The organism is Frigoribacterium sp. PhB118, from assembly GCF_003751725.1.
GTDB lineage: Bacteria > Actinomycetota > Actinomycetes > Actinomycetales > Microbacteriaceae > Frigoribacterium.
The window spans coordinates 977,591-999,860 of the sequence record NZ_RKID01000001.1; the positions used below are offsets into that span (position 1 = coordinate 977,591).

General features: G+C 70.2%; 17 protein-coding genes. 9 read left to right on the forward strand and 8 right to left on the reverse strand.

Translation table 11 applies throughout. From position 1 onward, the window contains the following. Positions 1-158 precede the first annotated feature (158 nt). Together galE and manA are read right to left on the reverse strand one after the other, a co-directional pair. Positions 159-1,118: a UDP-glucose 4-epimerase GalE gene (galE, locus tag EDF21_RS04485; RefSeq protein ID WP_056046313.1), complete on the reverse strand. Its 960-nt coding sequence runs from the start codon at positions 1,116-1,118 to the stop codon at positions 159-161. A gap of 116 nt (positions 1,119-1,234) precedes the next feature. Continuing rightward, positions 1,235-2,401, reverse strand: a complete 1,167-nt coding sequence (gene manA / locus EDF21_RS04490; RefSeq protein ID WP_123570424.1) for a mannose-6-phosphate isomerase, class I — start codon at positions 2,399-2,401, stop codon at positions 1,235-1,237. A 155-nt stretch (positions 2,402-2,556) separates the two neighbouring features. On the opposite strand from manA, the gene EDF21_RS04495 reads away from it, so the two are divergent. The 3 genes from EDF21_RS04495 (at position 2,557) to EDF21_RS04505 (ending at position 6,450) form a co-directional block, all read left to right on the forward strand. Next, a complete protein-coding gene (locus EDF21_RS04495) occupies positions 2,557-3,753 on the forward strand; it encodes an acyl-CoA dehydrogenase family protein (RefSeq protein WP_056046317.1) in 1,197 nt (398 codons plus the stop codon). A 61-nt stretch (positions 3,754-3,814) separates the two neighbouring features. Continuing rightward, positions 3,815-5,134: an O-antigen ligase gene (locus tag EDF21_RS04500; RefSeq protein WP_123570425.1), complete on the forward strand. Its 1,320-nt coding sequence runs from the start codon at positions 3,815-3,817 to the stop codon at positions 5,132-5,134. Further along, positions 5,131-6,450 carry an exopolysaccharide production protein gene (locus EDF21_RS04505; protein WP_123570426.1) on the forward strand — a complete coding sequence of 440 codons (1,320 nt, stop codon included), beginning with the start codon at positions 5,131-5,133 and terminating at the stop codon, positions 6,448-6,450. The genes EDF21_RS04500 and EDF21_RS04505 overlap by 4 nt, the downstream gene beginning before the upstream one ends. Before the next feature lie 64 nt (positions 6,451-6,514). Here the strand turns inward: EDF21_RS04505 and EDF21_RS04510 are convergent, their stop codons facing one another. Together EDF21_RS04510 and EDF21_RS04515 are read right to left on the reverse strand one after the other, a co-directional pair. Then, complete coding sequence (locus EDF21_RS04510; RefSeq protein WP_123570427.1) at positions 6,515-7,306, reverse strand: polyprenol monophosphomannose synthase; 792 nt, start codon at positions 7,304-7,306, stop codon at positions 6,515-6,517. Between the two features lie 121 nt (positions 7,307-7,427). Then, complete coding sequence (locus EDF21_RS04515) at positions 7,428-8,855, reverse strand: hypothetical protein (protein ID WP_123570428.1); 1,428 nt, start codon at positions 8,853-8,855, stop codon at positions 7,428-7,430. Positions 8,856-8,903: 48 nt separating this feature from the next. On the opposite strand from EDF21_RS04515, the gene EDF21_RS04520 reads away from it, so the two are divergent. From EDF21_RS04520 to EDF21_RS04530, 3 genes are read left to right on the forward strand one after another with little or no spacing between them, the layout of a single operon-like run. Further along, positions 8,904-9,641: a glycosyltransferase family 2 protein gene (locus EDF21_RS04520; protein ID WP_123570429.1), complete on the forward strand. Its 738-nt coding sequence runs from the start codon at positions 8,904-8,906 to the stop codon at positions 9,639-9,641. Further along, positions 9,638-10,009, forward strand: coding sequence for a DUF2304 domain-containing protein (locus tag EDF21_RS04525; RefSeq protein ID WP_123570430.1), 372 nt, complete (start codon positions 9,638-9,640; stop codon positions 10,007-10,009). Before EDF21_RS04520 ends, EDF21_RS04525 begins: the two co-directional genes overlap by 4 nt. Then, positions 10,009-11,028, forward strand: coding sequence for a glycosyltransferase family 2 protein (locus tag EDF21_RS04530; protein ID WP_123570431.1), 1,020 nt, complete (start codon positions 10,009-10,011; stop codon positions 11,026-11,028). The genes EDF21_RS04525 and EDF21_RS04530 overlap by 1 nt, the downstream gene beginning before the upstream one ends. Here EDF21_RS04530 and EDF21_RS04535 read toward each other — a convergent pair. Continuing rightward, on the reverse strand, positions 10,998-12,320 hold the full coding sequence (locus tag EDF21_RS04535; protein WP_123570432.1) for a lipopolysaccharide biosynthesis protein: 1,323 nt from the start codon (positions 12,318-12,320) through the stop codon (positions 10,998-11,000). The two genes, EDF21_RS04530 and EDF21_RS04535, sit on opposite strands and share 31 nt — an antisense overlap. Positions 12,321-12,464: 144 nt before the next feature. On the opposite strand from EDF21_RS04535, the gene EDF21_RS04540 reads away from it, so the two are divergent. After that, positions 12,465-14,078 carry a DUF2142 domain-containing protein gene (locus tag EDF21_RS04540; RefSeq protein WP_158612856.1) on the forward strand — a complete coding sequence of 538 codons (1,614 nt, stop codon included), beginning with the start codon at positions 12,465-12,467 and terminating at the stop codon, positions 14,076-14,078. Between the two features lie 70 nt (positions 14,079-14,148). Here EDF21_RS04540 and EDF21_RS04545 read toward each other — a convergent pair whose 3' ends face one another. Further along, positions 14,149-16,641 (reverse strand): glycosyltransferase, encoded by a 2,493-nt coding sequence (locus EDF21_RS04545; protein WP_123570434.1) that lies wholly within the window; start codon positions 16,639-16,641, stop codon positions 14,149-14,151. 226 nt (positions 16,642-16,867) lie between these two features. On the opposite strand from EDF21_RS04545, the gene EDF21_RS04550 reads away from it, so the two are divergent. After that, positions 16,868-18,148 (forward strand): glycosyltransferase, encoded by a 1,281-nt coding sequence (locus EDF21_RS04550; RefSeq protein ID WP_123570435.1) that lies wholly within the window; start codon positions 16,868-16,870, stop codon positions 18,146-18,148. 60 nt (positions 18,149-18,208) lie between these two features. On the opposite strand, the gene EDF21_RS04555 is transcribed toward EDF21_RS04550, so the two are convergent. Next, positions 18,209-20,605: a hypothetical protein gene (locus tag EDF21_RS04555; RefSeq protein ID WP_123570436.1), complete on the reverse strand. Its 2,397-nt coding sequence runs from the start codon at positions 20,603-20,605 to the stop codon at positions 18,209-18,211. Further along, positions 20,602-21,183, reverse strand: coding sequence for a hypothetical protein (locus EDF21_RS04560; protein WP_123570437.1), 582 nt, complete (start codon positions 21,181-21,183; stop codon positions 20,602-20,604). The genes EDF21_RS04555 and EDF21_RS04560 overlap by 4 nt, the downstream gene beginning before the upstream one ends. 181 nt (positions 21,184-21,364) lie before the next feature. Here EDF21_RS04560 and EDF21_RS04565 point away from each other — a divergent pair, with 181 nt between their 5' ends. Next, entirely contained in the window at positions 21,365-22,267 is a 903-nt protein-coding gene (locus tag EDF21_RS04565; protein WP_123570438.1) for an ABC transporter permease, read from the forward strand. The last annotated feature ends 3 nt before the right edge of the window (positions 22,268-22,270 follow it).

Here is a 22,270-nt window from a genome sequence, read left to right on the forward strand (position 1 = left end):
CGTGAATGTACGCGACAAGGTAATTACACCGGTGTCATTACCCATCCGTCAAGTCGAGGGCCAATAAACCCTCCACCCCCCGATCAGGGGCAACGGAGCCCCGGCGTGTCGGGGGACGTTTCGACGGGAACGGGTGATGTCGGGTACGTGGCGGACCGTCAACCGCGAGGCGCGGCCTGCCAGGCGCTGGTGACCATCTCGAGCAGCGTGTGCCGCATCTCCCAGTCGAGGTCGCGCGCCGCCAGGCTGCCGTCGGCGACGATCCGGTCGGGGTCGCCGGGACGACGCGGGGCGATCTCGGGCGTGAAGTCGATGCCGGTGCCCTCGCGCATCGCGGTCATGATCTCGGCGACCGAGACGCCGCCGCCCGAACCGAGGTTGTAGGCCGGCTCGACCGGCTCGCCCGCGTCCAGTCGGCGGGCCGCCGCGACGTGCGAGACCGCCAGGTCGGCGACGTGGACGTAGTCGCGGACGCACGTCCCGTCGGGGGTGTCGTAGTCGTCGCCGTTGATGCGCGGGACGCGGCCCTCGGCGAGCGCGGCGAAGACGAGCGGGAAGAGGTTGTGCGGGCTGGCGTCCCAGAGGTCGGGCCGACCCGAACCCACGACGTTGAAGTAGCGCAGGCTGGTGTGGCGCAGGCCCTCGGCCACCCCCTGGTCGCGCAGCAGCCACTCGCCGATCAGCTTGCTCTCGCCGTAGGGCGACGCGGGTGCCTTGGGCGTGTCCTCGGTGACGAGTTCGGTCGGCGGCGTGCCGTAGACGGCCGCGCTGGACGAGAACACGATCCGGTCGACGCCCCGGCTCGACATGGCCTCGAGGAGGCGGGCGGTCCCCGTGACGTTCTGGTCGTAGGTGTGCAACGGCCGCTGGACCGAGACCCCGGCGTACTTGTAGCCCGCGACGTGGACGACGCCGGTCACGCCGTGCCGGTCGATGGTCTGCTCGATCAGCTCGCGGTCGAGGAGGGAACCCCGGACGAACGGGACGTCGGCGGGCACGAAGGCCTCGAGGCCGGACGAGAGGTCGTCCAGGACGACCGCGTCGATGCCCGCCCCCGTGAGCTCGCGGACGACGTGAGAACCGATGTACCCGGCACCGCCGGTGACCAACCATGACATGGGGCCAACCTATCGGGTGCCCGACGGGTCACGGGTGCCACCACGAGCGCCGGGTGGGGCGCACGGAGCCGGACGTCACGCGGAGCGGACGACTCCGCCCGGCCGCCCGGCCCGGCTCAGGCCGGCGTCGCCACGTAGGCCGTGCCGCCGCCGGTCATCGCGAGTCGGACCTCGTCGGGGGTGACGAACGCGGACTCGCCACGACCGAGCCGGATGGTGCCGTCCTGACCCTTGACGTGGACCTCTCCGGCGGTGACCAGGACGATGCTCGGACCGCCGATCTCGACGACGGCCCCCGCGCCCTCGGCGTCCACCCGAAGCATGGCGAAGCCCGTGCCGGGAGGCGCGAAGCGCTCGACCCCCCGGGCGACCGTGGTCGGATCGAGACGGGGGACGGGCAGTGGTTCGAAGTCGAGCACCTTCAGCAGCTCGGGGACGTCCACGTGCTTGGGGGTCAAGCCGCCGCGCAGCACGTTGTCGGAGGGCGCCATGAGCTCGACGCCGAAGCCGCCCAGGTAGGCGTGCACGTTGCCGGCGGGCAGGAACAGCGCCTCCCCGGCACGCAGCGTGACCCGGTTGAGCAACAGCGAGACGACCACGCCGGGGTCGCCGGGGTAGCGCTCGGCCAGGTCGACGACCGTGGCGATGCCCGCGCCGTCCGCCCGGTGGGCGGCGGCGAGTTCGCTCACCGCCGCGATGGCCGCGGACGACTCGTCGTCGCCCTGGAAGAGGAAGGCCAGGGTCGACCGCAGGGACTCGCCCAGGTGTCGGCGGAGCAGGTCGAGGCGCCCCGAGCCGTCGTCGAGGAGGTCGAGGTCGGCCAGGGTCCGGGCCGGCTCGCGGAACCCGCAGAGGGCGTCGAAGGTGTCGCTCAACGCCACGATGATCTCGGGCTTGGCCGAGGAGTCCTTGTAGTTGCGCTCGGGGGCGTCGAGCGGGATGCCCGCGGCGTCCTCGCGCGCGAAGCCCTCGCGGGCCTGCTCGGGGGTGGGGTGCGCCTGGATGGACAGCGGGCCGTCGGCCGCGAGCAACTTCAGCAGGAACGGCAGGTGGTCCCGGTCGCGGCCGAGCGCCCTGCCCGGCTCGGCGGCGAACCAGTCGGCGAGGGTGTCGGCACCACCCACGACCGCCGGGGCGACGACGACGCTCGGCGAACCCGGGTGCGCACCGAGCCACAGCTCGGCCTCGGGGCGGCCGCTCGGTCGACGACCGAGCAGGTCGGCGATGGCCGTCGTGGAGCCCCAGGCGTAGTCGCGGGGCGTGTTGGTGATGGCGAGGAACATGGCTTTACCTGCTTGTCGGAGGTCGTGCTTGGTCGCCCCCTACAAAGCGGTGAGGTCGACGACGCCGGGGCGTTGATCAAAGCTACCAACCCCTTGGCGGCGGCTGGGGCGCTGCCTAGGCTCCTGTCGTCCCGACACGAAGCAATGGAGCACGGATGTCATCAGCGACCCTCACCTCGTTCACCTCCCTCGTCAGCGACTTCTACGGTTACGAGGACCTCCTCTCGGACCGCGAGAAGGGCGTGCTGGCCGACCTGCGGCACTACCTCGAGACCGAGGTCAAGCCCGGGGTGAACCGCCACTGGGCCGACGCGACCTTCCCGCACGAGATCGTGAAGGGCCTCGCCGGCCTGGGCCTCTTCGGCATGCCGTGGGAGGAGACGCGCCCGTTCGAGAACTCCGCCGTCTTCCGCGGCTGGGTCGCGCTCGAGCTCGCGCGCGTGGACGCGTCCGTCGCGACCTTCGTCGGCGTGCAGAACGGACTCGCCATGGGCTCGATCGGCGTCGGCGGCTCGCCCGAACAGCGTGCCGAGTGGCTGCCCCGCATGGCGAGCGGTGACCTGGTGGGCGCCTTCGGCCTGACCGAACCGCTGTCGGGGTCCGACTCGGCCCAGGGACTCCGCACGATCGCCACCCGTGACGGCGACGACTGGGTGCTGAACGGCTCCAAGCGGTGGATCGGCAACGCCACGTTCAGCGACATCACGATCATCTGGGCCAAGAGCGCCGAGGACGGCCAGGTCAAGGGCTTCATCGTCCCGACCGACACCGCCGGCTACACGGCGACCAAGATCGAGGACAAGCAGAGCCTCCGCATCGTCCAGAACGCCGACATCACCCTCGAGGACGTGCGCGTGCCCGAGAGCCACCGACTGCAGCAGGCCGATTCGTTCCGCAGCACGGCGGCCGTGCTGCGCCTGACGCGGGCCGAGGTCGCCTGGGCGGCCGTGGGCAACTCGATCGGCGCCTACGAGGCCGCCCTGGCGTACGCCAACGAGCGCGTGCAGTTCGGCAAGCCGATCGCCAAGCACCAGCTGATCCAGGACCTGCTGGTGAAGTGCATCGGAAACATCACCGCCTCGATCGGCATGGTGGTGCGGTGCTCGCAGATGCTCGACGAGGGCACCCAGCGCGACGAGCACGCCTCGCTCGCCAAGGCGTTCACCACGGCCCGCATGCGCGAGACGGTGGGGTACGCCCGCGAGGTCATGGGCGGCAACGGCATCGTGCTCGAGTACGACGTGGCCCGGTTCTTCGCCGACGCCGAGGCGCTGTACAGCTACGAGGGCACCCGCGAGATGAACACCCTCATCGTGGGCCGCAGCATCACGGGCCAGGCGGCGTTCGTCTGATCCAGGAGGGGCGGCCCCCGGTCGCTCCTCCGCGCCTCCCCCGTCGTCTAGCCTGGTGCCCATGACCACGACGTTGCCCGCGCGGCCCGCCCGGACGGTGCCGACGCGCGGAGCCACGACGTTCGCGACGCTCGCGTTCCTCGTGTTGTTCGGTGGCGACGTCCTCCGCAACGGCACCGGCTGGTGGGGCTGGGGGGCGGCCTGCGTGGCGATGGTCGTCGCCGCCGTCGTCCTCGTCGTGCGGCATCCGCCCCGGGTACGGACCCTCCCGCGCCTCCTCGTCCTCTTCCTGCTCTTCGCCGTGGTCTCGATCGCGTGGTCGCAGTACCCCGCCGGCTCCGCGATCGGCATCGTCCTCACGCTGATGACGAGCGTGGGCGCCCTGGCGGTCACCGTCGTCGCCTCGTGGCCGACCATCGTGACCGCCCTCGGACGGGCCTTGCGCATCCATGTCGTGGCCTCCCTGCTCTTCGAGGTCGTCGTCGGACTGGTCGTCCGCCAGCCGGTCTGCCCGGTGTACCTGGACTGCACGGATCGGCCGGCGGCGTGGTTCTGGTCGCGCGACGTGCTCTTCGAAGGCGGTCGCATCCAGGGACTGCAGGGCAACAGCAACATCCTCGCGATCATCGCCCTGCTCGCCCTGATCGTCACGGCGGTCCAGGCGGCGGACCGGTCCATCGGTCGCGGCACGGCGGTCGTCGGTCTCGTCACCTCGCTCCTGGCGCTCGCCCTGACCCGGTCGACGACCGTCGCGGTGGTCGCGGTGGCCGTCGGCCTCGTGTCGCTGCTGGTGGTGGCGACCCGACGCCGTGAGCCCGGCCGCCGGGGGCCCGTCTTCGGCGTGGCGGCGCTCGTCGTGCTGGCGGCCGTCACGGTGGTCGTCCTCGCCCGCGGCCCGCTGCTCGCGCTGCTGGGGAAGAGCGGCGACCTGACGGGTCGCACCGACATCTGGTCGGCCGTCTACGACCTCGGCGTCCAGCACCCCGTCGTGGGCTGGGGTTGGGTCAGCTACTGGTTCCCGTTCGTCGAACCGTTCACCGACCTCGCCGAGCGCAACGGCGTCGTGTACCTGCAGGCGCACGACGCGTACCTCGACGTCTGGTTCCAGCTGGGCTGGATCGGCCTCGCCCTGTTCGGGCTCACGATCGTCGGCGTCGTCCTGAGATCGTGGTGGTGGGCCGTCGACCGCCGCATGCTCGCGCGCGGGGTCGCGGCGCCGTGGTCGGCCCTCGACCTGTTGCCCTTGCTGCTCGTGACGGCCCTGCTCGTCCACGGGTTGACCGAGTCCCGGCTGATCGTCGAGTGGGGCTGGGCCACGTTCGTGGTCGTCGTGCTCGTGACGCGCCGCGACCCCTTCGGCTGGACGGGCCACGACCGGTGACGTCCGGCCACGGCCACGGGTTCGACCGCAGCCGCGATCCCCTGCGCCGGTACCTCTCGGCCTGGATCGGCTTCTCGGCCGGCGGGCACTTCTCGCAGGCCCTCTCGGTCGCCATCGTGCTCTACGCGTTCTCGACCCAGTCGGTCCGCGCCCTGATGGGCTGGCCGGGCTCGCTCGCCGTCCTGGGCACCCTCGTGGTGCTCGCGACGCTCTCCCTGGTCGGTGGCCGACACCACATCGAGTGGCACGGCATCCTGCCGGTGTCGCTCATCGCCCTGTTCGGCTTCATGGCCCTCAGCGTCTTCTGGAGCGAGTACACCTGGGTCACCGTCGGCGGTGTGGCCTACGCCGTCGGGTTCGGCGCCCTCGGGCTGTACCTGGCCCTGGGCCGCGACCTGGTCCAGGTGGTGCGGGCCTTCGGGGACGCGCTCCGCATCCTGCTCGTCGTGTCGCTGTCGCTCGAGGTGCTGAGCGGGCTGCTGATCGACCAACCGATCGCGTTCCTCGGAATCCAGGGCAACCTCGCCGCGGGCGGTCCGATCCAGGGCATCTCGGGCACGCGCAACTACCTGGGCTTCCTGGCGACGCTCGCGGTCATCACGTTCGCCGTAGAGTTCCTCACCCGGTCGGTCCCTCGGCGGCAGGCCGTCGCCTCGGGCGTGCTCGCCCTCACGGCGCTCGGTTTCGCCCGCTCCCCCGCGACGGCGATCGCGGTCATCGTCCTGATCGTGGCGGGAGTGGCGCTCGACGCGCTGCGCCGGGCTCCCGAGTCGAGACGGTCGCTCATGCAATCGGTCTTCGCGGTGATCGTGGTGCTGGGTGGTGCGCTGGCCTACGCGGGTCGCTCGCGCCTCCTGGACGCGGTGGACGCGACCAACGACCTGTCGGTGCGGTCGCTGCTCTGGGCGCGCATCCGCGAACTGGCCGCGGTGCACGACATCGTCGGCTGGGGCTTCGTCGGGCAGTGGCCGACCGGGATCTTCCCGTACTCGACGATCATCGCGCCGAGCGGCCGACCGCACGAGACGGGGCTCAACGCGTTCTTCGACATCTGGCTGCAACTGGGCCTGGTCGGCGGGTTGCTCCTCGTCGTGGCCGGCACCCTGGCGTTCGTGCGCAGCTGGATCACGGCGTCGGGTCACCCGATCGTGGCGTACGTCTGGCCGGCGCTCGTCCTGGTGCTGATCGGGGTCACCGCCGTCGCCGAGAGCTTCGTGTTGTTCGAGGGAACCCTGATGACCTTCGTCGCCATCGCGACGATCGCCGCCCGCAAGCGGTCGTGGCGGTCACGGCTGCCGCAGGCGAACCGCCGGTAGGAGGCGCGGCTCGGTCGGGTGCCGTCGCGGACGTCGGTCGCCGGTCGAGACCCGGCGCGCCGCTTCAGTCCTCGACGACCCAGCGCGGCCCGGGGCGGTTGCCGAGCAGGGTCTGCAGGCGGCGTCGGAAGCCCCACTGCGTGACGCGCAGCATGGCCTCGACGACGATGGCCTGGCTCATCTTGGACTCGCCGAGCTCGCGTTCGCGGAACTCGATGGGCACCTCGACGACGCGCCCCCCGCCGTCGAGGACGCGGAGGGTCATGTCGACCTGGAAGCAGTACCCCTTCGAGTCGATGCCCGTGAGGTCCATCGCCTCGAGGGCCTCACGCGTGTAGGCCCGGAAACCGGCGGTGACGTCCTTGAGCTGCAACCCGAGCGCCAGCCGGGCGTAGAGGTTGCCGCCGCGGCTGAGGACCTGGCGCGACACCGGCCAGTTGACCACCGAGCCACCCGGGACCCACCGGGACCCGATCGCGAGGCTCGGCGTCGACGCACCCGGTGCGCTGACGAGCGAGATCATCTCGGGCAGTCTCTCGGGCGGGTGCGAGCCGTCGGCGTCCATCTCGATGACGACGTCGTAGCCCCGCTCGAGACCCCAGCCGAAGCCCATGACGTAGGCGGACCCGAGCCCGAGCTTGCCGGTGCGGTGCGCCACGTGGATGCGGTCGTCGTCGGCGGCCATCGTCTCGGCGAGCTCGCCGGTGCCGTCGGGGCTGCCGTCGTCCACCACGAGGACGTGGATCTCGGGGACGGCGGCGAAGAGGCGCCCCAGGATGATCGGGAGGTTCTCGACCTCGTCGTAGGTGGGGAGGACGACGAGTGCGCCGGCGCCGGTGTGGGCGGAGGTGGTCATGCGGTGCTTCCGGTTGCGGGGAACCGGCGACGCGTCGGCGTTCCGGTCGGCTGGGCCCTGGGGGGCACGCCGATGACGACTCTAGACCGAGCACCCGATCCGGCCCACACGAGTCGAGCGTTCAGGGGACGTCGTCGACGACGTCGCAGGGCAGGAGGGCGCCCCAGCCCGCCGGAGCGCCGGCCACGTCGGCGACCTCCGCCCCGCCGTCGCAGACGTCCCCGGCCGTCCCCAACGAACGCTCCCACCGAGGCCCGTCGGCGCGCACCGTGTCCGGGCCGACGAACCAGGTCGCCGCGACGACGGCGAGGACGACGAGGGCGGCCGCGCCCGCCGCCCGGAGACGTCGTCGTGTCGAGAGGAGCAGCGCGTCGACGGCGCACAGCACGACGACGACGAGGAACATCGACGGCACCACCCCGTAGCGGGTCAGCCCGAGTTCGGCCACCCGTCCGGGGTCGGCGAACCAGAACTTCGTGTCGGGACCGTGGTTCACCACGACGTCGAGCGTCCAGAGACCGATCGACGCCACCGCCACCACGGAGGCGAGGACCATCCGCCCGGACGCCACCCGACCCGATGCGTCATCGTCCGGCCCGCGGACGGTCGAGCGCCGGGAGGACCGGACCACGACCAGCGCCGATACCACGAACGGAACGGCCGCGACCACGACAGCGGGCCATCCGGCGCGGTCGAGCAGGTCACCCATCACGGAGGCCGAGGGCACCCAGGTGCCGAGGACGACGGACGTGAGGTAGCCCAGGACGACCTGCGGCACCGTCGAGGCGGCACCCGGGGCATCCGCCCGGGGCGTCAGGGCCGCGACGACGAGCTGGGCGACGAGCGCCGCGCAGAGGACGGCCACGGGGACGAGGTCGCGTCGCGACGGAGCCGTCCGACGGCGGACGAGCCCGGCCAGGACGACGAGCGGCACGAGGAGGACGGCCTGGATCTCGGTGAGGCCGATGAGCAGTGCCGCCACGGAGGCGAGCACGGTGGACGTCGCGCTCCGGTGTCGGTGCAGCAGCAGGAACGGGGTGAGCCACAGCAGGTACCAGTGCAGGTTGGCGAGGTTGCCCGACACCTCGAGCGGGGCGAGCGGCACGAGGACCGTCACGGCCGCGAGTGCGAGCCGGACGACCGGCGACGCCACGAGGCCGCGTGAGCAGCACCAGACCCCGGCGGCCACGACGCCGGCGACGAGACAGGAGAGGACCGTGACACCCGACGCGAGGCTGCCGACGGGAAGCCACGACCACGCGAGATCCGCCACGATGCGGGGGACGACGTGCAGGTAGCCGTCGTAGGGGACGAACCAGCTCTCGAACGGGCCGACGGCCGCTCGCTGCTGGACGAAGACCCGCCCGTCCTCGGCCCAGAGCGTGTCGCGGGCCGCCGGGGGCAACCGCAGCCAGGCCACGAGGGCGGCGACGACGGCGATCGCGACCGCGACCGGAGCACGAGCACCTCGGCGCGTCGGACGACCGGGCCGTCCACCCGGACCGGGCGCGGCCGCACGGATCGCAGGGGTCGGGGTCGATGTCGTCATGGGCTCATTGTGCCGGTCGGGGCCCGACCTGTTGGTACCATCGGGACCATGTCATCGGCCCTGGCGCAGACTCTCATCGTCATGCCCGCGTACAACGAAGAGGACGTCGTCGCCGACGTCGTCACCGAGGTCTTTGACAAATTGCCCGGCGTCACCGTCCTCGTCGTCAACGACGGTTCGCGGGACGACACGGTCGCCCGGGCGCGATCCGCCGGAGCGACCGTGCTCGACCTGCCCTTCAACCTGGGGGTCGGTGGCGCCATGCGCACCGGCTTCAAGTACGCGCAGCAACACGGTTTCCGGTACGTCGTCCAGGTCGATTCCGACGGTCAGCACGACCCGTCGGGAGTCCCGCTCATCCTCGACGCCCTGGCGTCGGTCGACGTGGCCATCGGCGCCCGCTTCGCCGGCGAGGGCGACTACCAGGTCACGGGTCCCCGCCGATGGGCGATGGTCGTGCTGGCGGCGGTCATCGGTCGGATCGCGCGGACGAAGCTGACCGACACGACCTCGGGGTTCCGCGGCGCCGGGCCCCGGGCGATCGGGATCTTCGCCCAGCACTATCCCGCCGAGTACCTCGGTGACACCGTCGAGTCCCTCGTGCTGGCGGCCCGGGCCGGGTGTTCCATCAGCCAGGTGCCCGTCTCGATGCGCCCCCGGGCCGGCGGCACCCCGTCCCACAATCCCGTGAAGGCCGCCGTCTACCTCGGACGGGCGGGCCTCGCCCTGATCATCGCCCTGTGGCGGCCCCCGCTCGCCCTCAGCGTGGAGGCCCCCACCACATGAGCGTCACCACCTACGTCTTCGGCATCGTGTCGGCCGTGCTCGTCCTCTACGTCGTCTTCGAGATGCTCCGTCGCCGACGCGTGCGCGAACGCCACGCCCTCTGGTGGATCTTCGCCGGGGTGCTGGCGCTCGTCGTGGCCGTCTTCCCCGGCATCCTGACCGGCGCCGCCGCGACCCTCGGCATCACCGCCCCGACCAACCTCGGGTTCTTCCTGAGCACGATCATCCTGTTCCTGGTCTCGGTGCAGCACAGCGCCGAACTCACGGTGCTCGAAGAGAAGACGCGCACGCTGGCCGAGGACGTCGCCCTCCACGACGAACGCATCCGTCGACTCGAACGCTCCGTCCACCGGGCGGATCAGGCCTGATGGGACTCCCCCGCGTCACCGTGGTGACCCTCGCCTACGGCGACGAGCCCGTCCTGCACGACTCGGTCTCGTCCGTCCTCGCCTCCACGGACGTCGACGTCGACGTGGTCCTGGTCGACAACGGGTGCACCAGCGATGCGGTCTCGACGCTGCCCACCGACCCGCGCCTCCGGGTTGTCACACCCTCCGAGAACCTCGGGTTCGCCGGCGGCGTCAACTTCGGGGCTCGACTGGCCGACGGAGAATTCCTCGCGCTCGTCAACAGCGACGCCGAGGTGCGGCCCGACACCCTCGCCAAGCTGGTCGCCGTCGCGTCCCGCCCCGAGGTGGGCATCGCCAGCGGAAGCATCCGCCTGGCTTCCGACCCCGAGGTCATGAACTCTGCCGGCAACCCCGTCCACGTCGTCGGACTCAGCTGGGCCGGCGGGCTCGACGAACCCGCCGCGGACCATGCCCAGGAGGCGCGGGTCGCGTCCGCTTCGGGTGCCGGCCTGGTCATCTCCCGAGAACTCTGGCTGCGCCTCCGCGGATTCGCCGACGAATACTTCGCCTACCACGAGGACGTCGACCTGAGCTGGCGGACCTGGCAGCAGGGGTTGCAGGTCGTCTACGTGCCCGACGCCGTCGTCCTGCACCACTACGAGTTCAGTCGCAACGCGCTCAAGATGTACCTGCTCGAGAAGAACCGACAGATCTTCCTGCGGACGGCCTACGGGCCTCGGCTCCGGGCCCTGACGTGGCTGCCCACCACCGCGCTCGACGTCGCCATGCGCGTGGTGGCACGCGCGCAGGGGTGGTCGGCCGAGAACGCGCGGGCCCGTCGCTGGATCGCCGACAACTCGGCATGGTTGCGCGAACGTCGCGACTGGGTCCAAGAGGTGCGCACGGCGTCCGACCGCAGCCTCGTGCCGCTGCTCACGGCGACGTTGGATCAGCAGGTGTTCCCGCTGCCCAAGGGTGCCGGCGTGCTCCAGACCGCGATGCGCGCCTACTGGGCCGTCGCGCGCCGACTCGTCTGATCGACGTCCCTCGGCGAGGCGCCGACGGGTGCTCGGAAGCCGAGCACGAGGAGCGCCACCAGGTTGAGGCCTGACCCGGTGACGAATCCGACCGTCCCGGCTTGCACGCCCAGCACGGGCCCCGACCCGACCATCACCGCGACGCCGACGACGAAGCCGGCCACGGACGTCAGGGCGACGGCCTTCGAACGGCCGGCCGACAGCAGCAGCGCCGAGGGGATCAACGCGACGGTGAAGACGAAGACGCCCACGATCAGGACCCTGAGCAGGGGCACGGCCTCGGCGGCCTCGGCGGGGTAGAACAACGGCAGGTACAGGGGCGCGAGAGCAGCGAGGGCCCCGAAGACCGCGGCGAAGACGGCGGTGAACGCGACCAGGAGCAGCACGGGACCACGCTGACGCAACGAGACCTGCCCACTCCGGTGCGCGAAGGCGGGGATGATGATCTGGCTCACGGCCTGCCCGAGCATGGAGGCCGGGGTGGCGAGGGTGAAGGCCGCCGCGTACACGCCCGCGGCCGTTCCCGGTCCGTAGACCTGGGCGGCGATCATCGCGAGCTGGAGGAGACCGTTGGTCGTCAACCCGGCCACCACGTTCCACGAGGCGAAACGGAGGGCCTCCTGCCGGCCGTCACCGTCCGCCTCCGACAGGTCTTCGGCGGTGGCGAATCCGTTCCCCCGGGGCCGGCACGCCAACGCGAACACCGTGTAACCGAGGGCCAGGGGCAGCAGCACGACGTCGCCCACTCCGCCGAGGCAGACGACGACGAGGAGGCCGAGGCTCACGACGCTCCCGATCGAGTCCCACAGGGCCACCCGTCCCGCGCGGTGGTAGCCGAGCTGGACGCCACGGCAGAAGGCGTAGGCGCCGTAACCCGCGACGAGCCAAGCAGCCAGCACCGCGGTCGTGAGGCCGTTGCCGAGGAGCAGGGCGACGGGCACGGCCGACACGGCCAGGATCGCGGACGACACCAGCATGCTCAGGGAGAAGACCCGGATCAGCTGGGCGTCGGACACCCTGCGGTGGAGCGCGAGGGCGATGAACCGCGAGACCGTGTTGCCGGCCGCGGTGGGCCAGAGGAGCGCCGCGAAGATCGAGAGCGAGAGCAGGGTGCTGGCGTGACCGAGCGCTTCGGTGCCGAACGCCCGCCCGATGAGGACGGTGTACGCGAGACGCGAGACCCCCTGGACGCCGATGCCCAGGGTCGAGAGCACCGCCGCCGAGAGCACCGACCTCGTTCCGGTCGCCTCCGGCGGGACGCCGTCGGCGCTGCGGTCTTCGACCTGGGGCATGTCGCGTCTCCTCACCGGGCACGCTGCCGAACCCGAGGAGACACTCTATTCGCCCGATCGATGCCGCCCGTTCGGTACCATCGTCGGGGGCCGTGGGCCCGCGACGCCAAGGGGAGCATCACCATCGAGACACGCACCGAGACCATGACGGACGACACGACGAACTCCCGCACCCGAGGTGCACGACCCCGGGTCGTCCACGGTGCCGGGCGCCCCCGCCCCTGGGCCGTCTTCGTCGCCGCGTTCGCGGTCTTCTGCGGCCTCGGGGGTGCCTGGGCGGTCGCCAGCCCCCTCATGTCGGTTCCCGACGAGCCGGCCCACACCATCCACGCGGCCGCCGTCGTCCGGGGGCAGCTCAGCGGCGATCCGGTCGAGCAACAGGGATGGACGCGCGTCACCGTGCCGGAGTACGTGGCCCAGACGACCTCCCTGCCCTGCTTCGCCTTCAACGACGACGTGGACGCCTCCTGCCAGGCCACCGTCAGCGACTCCGACGCCGACACGTCGGCCGTCACGACGGCTGGTTCGTACGACCCCGTCTACTACGCCTTCGTCGGACTACCGAGCCTCGTGCTCGACGGCAAGGCGTCCCTCTATGCGATGCGGGGATTCAGCGTGATCCTCTCCGCAGCCCTCCTCGCGTCCGCCGTCGCGGCTCTGGTCCAGCGCCGGTCGTCCCGCTGGTCGTTGATGGCGGTCGTGGTCCTCACCACTCCGATGGTGCTGTTCATCACGGGTTCGGTGAATCCCAGCAGCATGGAGATCTCGGCGGCCGTCGCCCTGTTCGCCTGGCTGACGTTGCTCCGCGAACGTGCCGACGAGGGGCTACCCGTCCATCGGATCGCCATGGTGGCGGTCTCGGCGTCCCTCTTGGCGAACACCCGCAGCATCGGCCTCCTCTGGCTCCTCGTGATCGTCGTCGCCTCGACGCTCGACCTCGCTCTCTGGCGCCGGCTCCTCCGCAGCGTGGCGTTCTGGGTGGCGGCCGCCGTCATCGGAGCGGCCTCGGTCTTCAGCTTGCTGTGGGTGCTGGCCACACAGAGCCTCAGCCCCACCGTCCCGAATCCGGGCGTGGGCTCGACCTTCGAGTCGGGCTTCATCCGCATGATCTTCCTCACGTTCGAGAACGGGCAGGGCTACGTCGGAATCTTCGGCTGGCTCGACGCGCCGGCTCCCGCGACGACCGTCGTGCTCTGGAGCTGCTGCATGATCGTGCTGGTGCTGGCCGCCCTGGTCTTCGGCCGCGGTCCGGCGCGACTCGGTACGGCCGTGCTCGCCCTCGCATTCGTGGTCGCCCCTCCGATCATCCAGGGCATCGCCGTGACCGACTACGGCTACATCTGGCAGTCCCGGTACATCCTGGCCGTCTTGGTCTGCGTCCTGCTCTCGGCCGGCGCAGCCCTCGACGAGGCGTTCCCCGCTCCGACCACCGGGCGGATGAAGACGCTCGTCGTCGTCGTCCTCGCAGCGCTCGGGGTCATGCAACTGCACACGTTCGTCTGGACCCTCCGTCGCTACGTGGTCGGCTGGTCCGACCAGAGCGGCGGTTGGGGTGCCATGTTCACCGACCCCCGATGGGCACCGTCGGGGGGCTGGATCGTGTGGACCGTCGTCTTCGCCGCCGTCTGGGCCACCGGGGCGGTCCTGACCGCGCGGGCGATGTCGGGCTCGGCGCCCGGGCACGACGAGCCGGCTGCTCGCCTGTCCGACGAGGCCACGGCATCCCCGGCGGCCGTCTCGGCGTCCAGGGACGCCTGACGCACGGCGCCGCCCGGGTCCGTCCATCGGACCCGGGCGGCGCCGGGGTGTCGCCCTCGGAATTCGCGCCTCAGCGGGTGTCGATGCGGCGCTTGACCTTCGCCAGAACGCTTCGTACGCCCTCGCTGCGGTAGTAGTGGTACACGCGGCCGACGTCGTGCCGGATGCCGTACTGCTTGCGCCGGTTGCGGACCTGGACCTTCGCATGCGTGGGCACGGCGTGCTCCACGTCACCGGTACCACCCGTCTTGTCCGCCGCACGGACGGGTTCGCGGACGAACTCGACGAGGGGCTTGAGGACGTTCTCCCAGGTGAACTGCTCACGCACCCTGGTGACGTTCGCGACGTGACGTCGGCGCGCCTCCTCGTCGAAGAGGACCGATTCGAGGGCCGATGCGAGACCCTCGACGTCGCGTTCGTCCACGACGACTCCGAGGTCCTCGACCGCCACGAGTTCGGCGAAGGAGTCGCCTGCCGTCGTCACGATGGGCAACTCGGCCCACAGGTAGTCGAGGATGCGGGTACGGAACGAGAACGTGGTCTCGAGGTGCTCGTAGTGCGTCGAGACGCCGGCGTCGGCTTCGCGGAGGAAGGCACCTCGATCGTCGTAGGGAATCCAGGCATCGTTGAAGAACACGTTGACGCCGGTGAGCCCCAGCTCGTCGGAGACCGCCCGCACCTTCGCCACGATGTCCATCTCGGGGACGTCGGGGTTCGGGTGCTGCACTCCCATGAAGAAGAGCTTGACTTCGGGTCGCCTACTCGCGAGGGACGCGATGGCGCGGACGAGGGTGATGGGATCGAACCAGTCGTAGATGCCGCCTCCCCAGACGACGAGTTTGTCGTCGGCATCGATTCCCGGGAGGACCCCCTTGAGGACGGGATGATCGTGCTGGGGCGGCGTCGACGAGAGGCCGAACGGCACGACGCCGATGAGGCTGCGCAGTTCGGGGTCACGCGAGTACGTGCGTGCGTTGACGCGGCCCGAGCCCGCGAGTTGACCCAGCCAGAAGAGCCTCTGGCGCTCCGAGGCACAGATGAAGTAGTCGCCGAGCTCGAGCTGGTGGTTCAGGGTGTCGGCGGCGTCGAGGATCTGGCGGTCCCAGGCCTCGACGTCGGTGCTGCGACCTTGTTCGAGCTGCTCGAGGTGCAGGGGGTCGTAGACGTCGACCACGAGCACCTTGCGCGTCTTCTCGAGCGAGGGGAAGAGCCGCAGAGCATGTCCCTGCACGATGATGACGTCCGCCCAGGCCTCGTGCTCGACCATCTGCTTCGGATGGCGGTGCGGCACGGTCACGACGTCGTAGGTCTCGTCGATGGGGGTGGATCGCGTCATGCTGACGACGCGGACGTCGTGTTCGAGGGCGAGTTCTCGTGCCATGTTCGTCGCACGGATGGCTGGTCCCGCCATCTTGGCGCCGATGGAGTCACCGGTGACGATGAGGACGCGACGCCGCTTGACGACCTCGAGCACGTCGAGGGAGGCGACGATCTTGTCGTACCCCGCGAGATAGCTCTCGATCGGGTATGCGGGTTCGTCACGGTTGCCGAAGAGATCGAGCAGCTGACGATCGTCCTTGACCCGGGAGGCCTGGATCTCGCGCCGGGATTCGGTCAGCGAGGGCAACATCTCGACGAACTGGTCGATGCCGTAGATGCCTGCCATGCCCTTCTTCGGGACGGGCCGCGTCTCGACGGAATCGTCGCCCGGGTTCCGCAGGTCGAGCTCGGTCGAATCGAGTTCGCTGCGTCCGACGGCACGCCGCACGACCAGTGCGAGCGCACCGGGCAGAGCCTTGTCGAGCTGCTCCTGGCCGAGGTTCTTGTACAGGGTGAAGAGGGCGTTGCGTTCGAGAAGGTAGGTCTCGCGGAAGTCACCGAACTTGTTCATCGACGCGTGGTGCTTGTGGTAGGCGATCGAGCGTGGCTGGTAGCGGAATCGCCAACCCAGCAGGTTCAGGCGCCATCCGAGGTCGACGTCGTCGTAGAACATGAAGTAGCGGTCGTCGAACCCGCCCAGCTGGTCGAAGAGCTCGGCCCGGATGAACATGGCCGCGCCCGTCCCGAACAGGACGTCCTTCTCGGTCTCCCAGGCGCCGGTGTCGGGCCCCCCGGCGTGCGGCTTGTAGCCCATGCCGTACCAGGTCATGGCCGCCTCGGTGAAGTCGACGTTGACCCCGTCCCAGTCGAGGACCTTGCTGGCCACGGCTCCGATGTCGGCTCCGGAGGCGAAGGTGTCCATCGCGGCCCGGATCCAGGCCACGTCGGGGCGGGCGTCGTTGTTCAGGAAGGCCACGATCTCGCCCGAGGACTGTTCGACGCCCAGGTTGCACCCTCCGGTGAAGCCGAGATTGCCCCCCGACTCGATCAGGGTGAACTCGAGCGACGACGCCTTGAGGCGGGCGACGTGGTCCGCACCCGAGTCGTTGTCGACGACGATGATCTCGAGCTTGTCGGCGGGCCAGTCCTGAGCGGCCAACCCCTCGATGCTCGTCAGCGTGTCGTCCGTCCCCTTGTAGTTGACGAGGACGACGGAGACGACGCCCGGTCTGCGGTCTTTCACGTGATGACTCCCTTTGGTCGGCGCGACGTCGTCCGTCCCGAGGACGACGAGGGCGCGGACAGCGCCATGGCCCGTCCACCTTACCGTCGGCACCCCGGTGGCCGAACCGGGTGGGAGGGTGCGGCAGCCGTACCCACCGGTAGAGTGACGACCGGTCTTCGCCGGGAGCGCCGATCCGGCCTCACCGCTCGAAGCCACCCCGAATCGATCGACAGAACCCGAGACGATGACCCCTGACGCACCCGCCCCCCACACGTCGACGCATGACGCATCCGATCTCTACCAGGCCCTGGCGCGTGACGAGCTGGCAGACGGCGATCGTGGCCGCGTCCTCTTCTGCGTGTCGACCGTCGACCTGGGCCAGGGGGCCGGAGACCTCTACGTCGCCCTCGGCCTCGCGGCCGCCCTGCACCGCATCGGATGGGGCGTCTCGTTCTGGCCGACCGAACGATGGGACGACGCGCCCGACGAGGCGGCCGACGTGGCCGTGGTCATGATCGAGTCGTTCGTGCCCGGCCTCTTGCCGCCGTCCACGGCGACGGTCGCGTGGGTCCGCAACTGGACGGCGTCGTGGGCCCGGCTCCCGTACCTGGACGACTTCGACGCGGTCTGGGCCTCATCAGGGGCGGCCGCGCGTCACGTGTCCGCCGCCTACGACGGACCGGTCGAGATCGTCCCGATCGCCGTCGACCCCGACGTCTTCGACGCGCCCGGCGTCCCTCGCGACCTGCAGGTCGTCACGACGGCGAACTTCTGGGGCGCCGAACGCAAGATCCAGCGCGCCCTCGACCGGTTGGCGGAGACGGTTCCGGTCGACTGGTTCGGAGCCAACGGAGCCCACCTCGAGAGGTCGCCCCACATCCGGCACCACGACCGTGTCGACTTCTTCTCCCTTCGCGGGGTCTACGGTCGGAGCGTCCTGGTCGTCGACGACCTCATCGATCCCGCGCGCGAATTCGGCACGCACAACAGCCGTCTCTACGAGGCGTTGGCCTGTGGGGCCCTTCCCCTGGTGAACACCCGGGACGGGCTCGACGAACTCGGCCTCGGTGAGCTGCCCGTGTACTCCGATGCGGACTCGCTCCGGGACGTGGCCCTGGGCCTCCTCGCCACACCGGAGGCGACGGCACGACTCGTGGGATCCCTCCGCGACGTCGTCCTCAGCCGTCACTCCTACGACGATCGCCTGCCGACGGTCACGGCGTCCTTCGCGCTGGCGACGTCGAGGGCACGACCGCGGACGTCTCGTCCGGCGATGCTCACCTGGGCCACGCTGCAGCAGGAACGACTCCGCAACGCCGTGCGGGAGGGCGACGGGCATCTCATCACCGTCCGGAGGCTCGAGAAGGAGATCGCGACCCTCCGCGACGAGATCGGTGCCCTGCAAGCCGACCTGCTCGCCACGGTCGGCCCCCTCGAGGAACTCGACGAACTCAAGTCGAGCAAGGCCTACCGGACCCTCGAGCGCTACCGAGGCCTCGTCGGCCGGGTCTCGCCGCCGCGCTGACCTCGGCCAGGCGTCCACCCAGCCGGCCGAGCACGACCATGAGACCTGCCGGGCCGACCGTCAGCGGACCGTGACCGGGGAACAGACGACGGTGTTGGCTCCGGCTCCGACGTTGATGGAGTAGAGGCACACCGAATGCTGCCCGGCGGCGAGGCCTGCGACGGACGCCGAGAACTGGTGACGCGGGCCGAACGCGGGGAAGGCCGTCCCGAGGCTCGACTTAACGACGTCGGCCGTCACCTTGGTTTGCAGGACGCCGTCGACGTAGACGTGCACCCGGAGGGGGTCGACGGTGTCCGGATCGATGGTCCAACCCCGGGCCAGCACGGCCCCCGCGCTCGGCGACGAGACCTCGTCGAGCAGCATGGACGGGGAGCCCGTGACCGCGGAGACGGTCCGGCAGTCGACGGTGTTGCCACCCCCACCGACGTTGATGGCGTAGGTGCAGAGGGTGTGCGCACCCGGACCGACCCCGGTGAGCGTCGCCGTGAAGGCGTGCTTCTCGCCGTAGCCGGGGAACGACGTGCCCAGACTGGCTTTGGCCACGTCGGCCGTCACCTTCGTCACGAGACGCCCGTCGAGGTACAGGTGGACGCGGACCGGGTCCACGACGTCCGGATCGAAGGACCAGCCCCGGACGGTGATCTGGCCGAGAGCCGTGCCCTGGGCCTGGTCGAGGAAGAGCCGCGGCGAGCCCGTCGGCGCTGCCACTTCGGCGCAGCGGACGGCGTTGCCGCCCGCCCCGACGTTGATGGCGTAGACGCAGACGGAGTGGGTGCCGGCGGAGAGTCCGGCGACGGGCACCGAGAAGGCGTGCTTGTCGCCGTAACCGGGGAACGCCGTCGCCAGGCTCGCCTTGGAGACGTCGGCCGTGACCTTCGTGGACAGGGCACCGTCCACATAGACGTGGACGCGCACGGGATCGACCGTGTCGGGATCGATCGCCCACCCGCGGACGAGAAGCTTGCCGGGCGACCCCATCGACACCTCGTCCAGGAACAGCGAGGGTGCGCCCGACGCCATCACGACGGTCTGGCAGGCGACGTCCACGGTCGAGCCCGCTCCGACGTTGACCCCCTGGACGCAGACGCGGTGCGAGCCGCCGGACACGCCCGTGACGGTGCTCTCGAAGGCGTGCCGGGTGCCCCAGCCGGGATAGACCGCGGGCAGGCCGGGGACCTCACCGGAGGCGATCTGGCTCGAGACCTGGCGTCCGTCGACCGTCACCCGGGCGGTGATCGGGTCGGCGGTGTCGGGGTCGACGACCCAGCCCTTCACGGTGAGTGAACCGGCCGAGGCCGAGACGCTGTCGACGTACCCGAACGGGTCACCCGTTCTCACGACGAACTCGCGACAGTCGAGCAACGTGTTCACGCCCGTCCCCACGTTGATGGCATAACTGCAGACGCTGTGCCGGCCGGCCGACAGGCCCGTGATGTTGGCCGAGAAGCCGTGTGCGGTGTTGCCCTTGCCGAGGACGCCCGCCAGGCTCGGGTAGTCGTTCCCGGCGACGGTGCTCGCGGCTCCGCGACCGTCGACGTAGAAGTCGACGCGGATGGGCGCGGCGCTGTCGGGATCGACGGCCCAGCCGCTGACGGTCACCTGTCGGAAGCCTGCCGCCGCCGTGTCGACGTAGCCGTAGGGCGAACCGCCGCCCGTCGTCGAACCGAACCAATCGGTGTAGATGCGGAAGAAGTTGCGGTTTCCGTAGGCCGAGCACGAGTCACCCGTGCCGTACATGTTGGCAAGGGCCGCGGCGTTCGGCGTGTACGGCGTGTAGATGTACAGGGACGCGGTGGCCTGGTTCTGGATGTACACGGGCTTCGTCCCGCAGCTCGCGTTGGGGTGATAGAAGATGTTGTTGGTTCGGCCGGCCTGGTAGCTCCACGACGTCGGAGTGGCGGCGTAGCGCTTGAACTGCAGCGCCGCCCCGTAGACCTGGTTGAAGAAGCCGTAGTACTGGGCGTCGCAGGCGGCCGTGTCCGGACAGCCGTAGCCGGTGGCGGACCTGTACATGTACGCGGTCGGGGCCGAGGACGTGACGATGCCCTGCTCCTTCTCGAGGAGCACGAGGAGCACCTTCGGACTGATGCCACAGATCTGGGCGACGTTGTAGATGACCGCTGCGGCCGACTGACCGGGCCCCCCGGGATACGTGCCGCAGCGGGCTCCACTGTCCTGTCGGGTGAACGTGTCCATCGTGTAGCTCTTGAGGCACGCGGGCCCGCTGGAGGCCCGACAGGACGGCACCTGCTGGTTGAGGAAGGACTGGACGTTGTCGAGGGTCATCGACCCCGCCGCATAGAAGTTCGCATCGCTGATGATGTTGCCCGGATCGAAGTCCGCACCGGAGGCGGCCGAGGCGGGCCGTGGATCGTCGGCGGCGATCGACACGACGGTCAAGGCCGAGGCGACGAGCGCGACGGCGAGGAGACGAGCTGTCCATTTCTTGATCACGCGGGTACCTCTACTTGTACGGCTTCGGACGATGCCGCGGACGAACCGACCACGTATCGGAGGGTGACGTTCCAGAGACCCGGCGCCAGCTCGGCCCGGGGGACGACGAACTGGCCGCAGTCGACGCTCGAGGCCGAGGCCTGGGGCACGGAGTCACGGACGACGCGACTCGATCCCTGGACGAGGACGAGACGGCACGTCCCGGCGGGATCGAGCTGACCGCTGACCACCCCACCGGCCTCGAGCTGCCCCGACGCGGCGTTCCAGGTCGCGAAGGTGACGAGGGGGGACGCGGGGTAGTCGGCAGGGTCCGGCTCGTCGACCGGATCGGAACCGTTCGATCCCGGGAGGGGGGCTCCGGTCACGAACTCACCCCCGGTGACGGGTGCCGCCGAGGTCGCGGAACCCGTCGGAGCGACGGGCTCCGCGGAGGGGGCCTGTGAACCCGGGCCGGTGGTCGACACGGTGGGAGACGGCTCGGACCCCGACGACGTGCACGCTCCGAGGGAGAAGGAGAGGACGACGGCGGCGCCGACGGCGAAGACCAGCACGGGCGCCCCGTGGAGGGAGTGGTTCATCCAGATGTGCCCCGTCTGATCGATTGGTCGAAAACAACCGTAACCCAGGGGATTGCCAGGTGCGAGGGCCATGCGGTCGTCAGTACCTATCGGCCGCCGACCGGGAGCCGTCAGACCGGGCGGCCGCCGAGCAGGTGCCGGTTATGCTGGCCCAGTCCTTTTCCGCCGACCGGATCGCGTGATGACCTCCAACTCCCGTATCGAAGCACTCTCCCGCGAACCACTCGTCGTCATCGGCGCCCCCGCGAAGGCCTTCCGCGGCACCGGCAAGTCGCTCCGAGACATCCTCGGCCAACGAGAGATGCTCTCGCTCCTCGTGCGTCGCGACCTGAAGGCACGCTACAAGGACAGTGCGCTCGGCTTCGTCTGGTCCCTCGTCAGGCCCCTCACGCAACTGCTCATCTACTACGTCGTCCTGGGGCAGTTCCTCGGTGCCGCGAGGGGCATCCCCGACTTCGCGATCTACGTCTTCACCGGGCTGACGGCGTACACGCTCTTCAGCGAGATCGTGGCCGGCTCCACGAGTTCGATCGTCGGCAACAGCGGACTCATCAAGAAGGTCTACATCCCCCGCGAGGTCTTCCCCCTCGCGAGCGTCGGTGCGGCATTGTTCAACTTCTGCATCCAGTTCGCCATCCTGCTCGCAGCCACCCTCGTCCTCGGCAAGTTCCCCCTCACCGGCGAATTGATCTACCTGGTGCCCGCGCTCCTGGTCATCGTCGTCTACGGAACGGCACTCGGGCTGGTGCTCTCCGCCCTCAACGTCTACCTGCGTGACGTCCAGTACCTCATCGACGTCGGCTTGATGGTGTTGCTCTGGGCGTCGCCGATCGTCTACGCATGGTCACAGGCGAAGAGCGTCCTGGGCAGTGGACTGCTCCTGCAGATCTACACCGACAACCCCCTGACCCTCTCGGTCCTGTCGTTGCAGCGAGCCATCTGGACGGCGGGCCATGACACCGTCGCCTACCCCGAGCACCTGATGCTGCGTCTGCTCGTCGCCCTCGCGGTGGGCCTGCTGCTGCTGTTCGGGGCACAGCGAGTCTTCTCCCGACTGCAGGGCAACTTCGCCCAGGAACTGTGAGCG

Coding starts and splice junctions, on each gene's coding strand:
- galE (WP_056046313.1), bottom strand. CDS start 1,118: ATGTCATGGTTGGTCACCGGCGGTGCCGGGTACATCGGTTCTCACGTC.
- manA (WP_123570424.1), bottom strand. CDS start 2,401: ATGTTCCTCGCCATCACCAACACGCCCCGCGACTACGCCTGGGGCTCC.
- EDF21_RS04495 (WP_056046317.1), top strand. CDS start 2,557: ATGTCATCAGCGACCCTCACCTCGTTCACCTCCCTCGTCAGCGACTTC.
- EDF21_RS04500 (WP_123570425.1), top strand. CDS start 3,815: ATGACCACGACGTTGCCCGCGCGGCCCGCCCGGACGGTGCCGACGCGC.
- EDF21_RS04510 (WP_123570427.1), bottom strand. CDS start 7,306: ATGACCACCTCCGCCCACACCGGCGCCGGCGCACTCGTCGTCCTCCCC.
- EDF21_RS04515 (WP_123570428.1), bottom strand. CDS start 8,855: ATGACGACATCGACCCCGACCCCTGCGATCCGTGCGGCCGCGCCCGGT.
- EDF21_RS04520 (WP_123570429.1), top strand. CDS start 8,904: ATGTCATCGGCCCTGGCGCAGACTCTCATCGTCATGCCCGCGTACAAC.
- EDF21_RS04525 (WP_123570430.1), top strand. CDS start 9,638: ATGAGCGTCACCACCTACGTCTTCGGCATCGTGTCGGCCGTGCTCGTC.
- EDF21_RS04530 (WP_123570431.1), top strand. CDS start 10,009: ATGGGACTCCCCCGCGTCACCGTGGTGACCCTCGCCTACGGCGACGAG.
- EDF21_RS04535 (WP_123570432.1), bottom strand. CDS start 12,320: ATGCCCCAGGTCGAAGACCGCAGCGCCGACGGCGTCCCGCCGGAGGCG.
- EDF21_RS04540 (WP_158612856.1), top strand. CDS start 12,465: ATGACGGACGACACGACGAACTCCCGCACCCGAGGTGCACGACCCCGG.
- EDF21_RS04550 (WP_123570435.1), top strand. CDS start 16,868: ATGACCCCTGACGCACCCGCCCCCCACACGTCGACGCATGACGCATCC.
- EDF21_RS04560 (WP_123570437.1), bottom strand. CDS start 21,183: ATGAACCACTCCCTCCACGGGGCGCCCGTGCTGGTCTTCGCCGTCGGC.
- EDF21_RS04565 (WP_123570438.1), top strand. CDS start 21,365: ATGACCTCCAACTCCCGTATCGAAGCACTCTCCCGCGAACCACTCGTC.